4 protein-coding genes are annotated in these 1,514 nt (G+C 58.0%); all 4 read left to right on the top strand.

Annotation, left to right across the window (positions count from 1 at the left end; translation table 11 throughout):
* On the top strand, window positions 1–361 hold a 361-nt coding region (locus HMPREF1137_RS10455; RefSeq protein ID WP_009054146.1), incomplete at its 5' end, for a hypothetical protein.
* A 14-nt stretch (window positions 362–375) separates the two neighbouring features.
* Window positions 376–675: a WXG100 family type VII secretion target gene (locus HMPREF1137_RS08060; protein WP_196792993.1), complete on the top strand. Its 300-nt coding sequence runs from the start codon at window positions 376–378 to the stop codon at window positions 673–675.
* A gap of 12 nt (window positions 676–687) precedes the next feature.
* Window positions 688–1,026, top strand: a complete 339-nt coding sequence (locus HMPREF1137_RS08055; RefSeq protein ID WP_009054142.1) for a hypothetical protein — start codon at window positions 688–690, stop codon at window positions 1,024–1,026.
* A 6-nt stretch (window positions 1,027–1,032) separates the two neighbouring features.
* A partial coding sequence (locus HMPREF1137_RS08050) for a putative T7SS-secreted protein (RefSeq protein ID WP_009054140.1) occupies window positions 1,033–1,514 on the top strand: 482 nt, incomplete at its 3' end.

Below are 1,514 nucleotides of genomic sequence, written 5' to 3'. Positions count from 1 at the left end.
TTTTACTCCTGGGAAGCTGGTTGAGGCTGCCCAGGGTATCGAAGATAACGCTGAGCCTTTTTCTCAGGCGGTGTCGACGATCGGCGAGGATGTGACGTCTGCGTCGGAGGGGATCAACGGCCCGTATATGGAGCCGTTGGGTAATGCGCTGACTAAATGGGGCGATTCCCTGAGTGTGTTGTTTGATGATTTAGGGCGTTTGGCCGAGGCCTTGGTAGACGTCGAGCGGTCGTTTGGCACGTGCGAAGAAGAGATTATTCAGTCGTTGGTCCAGGCGGGTTCCGGGTCGGAGTCGGGCGGGGATTCGTCGGGTGGCAGCTTGTACAAAGAGCTGAAGCAGCTGTCCCAGTCGGAATCGTGACGGAGGTTTGAGTAATGAGTAGCGATTCGATGCTGGTCTTTAAAGAGGCCAGTGCCACTGAGATGGCTCAGGCCTTCCGTAAGAGGGTCCCCGTGGTCAAGGAGTTCATTCCCGATGTGGCCGCTGATATTAAGGCTACTGTGGGCGATTGGACGGGCGAGTCTCGTCAGGCGTGCGACGCTGCGCTCAAGCGTATGGAGGAGCGCGGCGAGGAATTGGCGGATTTGTTGACGGCGGCAGCTGAGGCGATGGACCAGATCCTGGCGGAGGGTCAGCATGCCGAGTCTAAAGCGTTTGCGTGCATCGACAGTTAAGGATTGTGACTCGTGAGTGATTTTAAGGTCGATTTGGAGGCCATGTCCTCGTTCGTGGAATCGTTGTCGTCCTTTGAGGAGAAGGCCAAGGAGTACGACGTGGAGGACTGGGTTCCCAACTCGGGGATGCTGGAAAATCCTGAGGTCTGGGATCGTACGAACGCGTTCCAGGATACGTGGGAAAAGGGTACCAACGACTTGCGTGAAGAGATTAAGGCTGCCTCCAGTGCGGTCAGTGGTGCTCTGGGTGCTTATAGCGAGTACATGGAGAAGGCTAAAGAGTATATGACGACAGTTCAGACGGCTGCTGAGGCGCTGAGCCAGTCTCCCGTCGTTGGTTCGGGAGCGTGATCTGACGTGGGTGTTGTTGCGCATGGTGCACCGGTTTTTAAGATCAGTGGAGATCCTGGTGGTATTTCGACGCGCGCCGCGGTGATGATGGATCGCGCCAATGAGTTCCGCGATATTCATTCCGGCTTGTCTTCCCTCAAAGCTGATGGGTGGGAAGGTCGCGCAGCGGATCATTTCCGTTCGAAGTTTGATGTGCAGGTCAAGGGCTGGGTGGACGCCCAGGAGGCGTTCTCTGAAGCGTCTGAGGCCTACTCGTCGTATGCGTCGACGCTGTTGTCGGCGCAGAGCCAGTGTGATGGGATTCGTTCGCGTTGGAAGGCTGGCCGCGACGCGGTCCAGCAGGCGCAGAACAATCAGGCTGATGCGCGCAGCCAGGCCGCCGCAGATGGCGGCTCTCCCGTGTTTGATGCCTCCTGTGATGAGGGTCCGGGCCGCTCGGCCATGGCGGCCGCGGTCGCTGATTTCCAGGCGCTGGTCGATCAGGTCAA

The sequence above is a fragment of the Actinomyces sp. ICM39 genome, assembly GCF_000282935.1.
Lineage (GTDB): Bacteria > Actinomycetota > Actinomycetes > Actinomycetales > Actinomycetaceae > Pauljensenia > Pauljensenia odontolytica_B.
Note: the sequence above shows the minus strand (reverse complement) of the source record. Positions and strands in the feature narration are given on the sequence as shown.

Coding starts and splice junctions, on each gene's coding strand:
- HMPREF1137_RS08060 (WP_196792993.1), top strand. CDS start 376: ATGAGTAGCGATTCGATGCTGGTCTTTAAAGAGGCCAGTGCCACTGAG.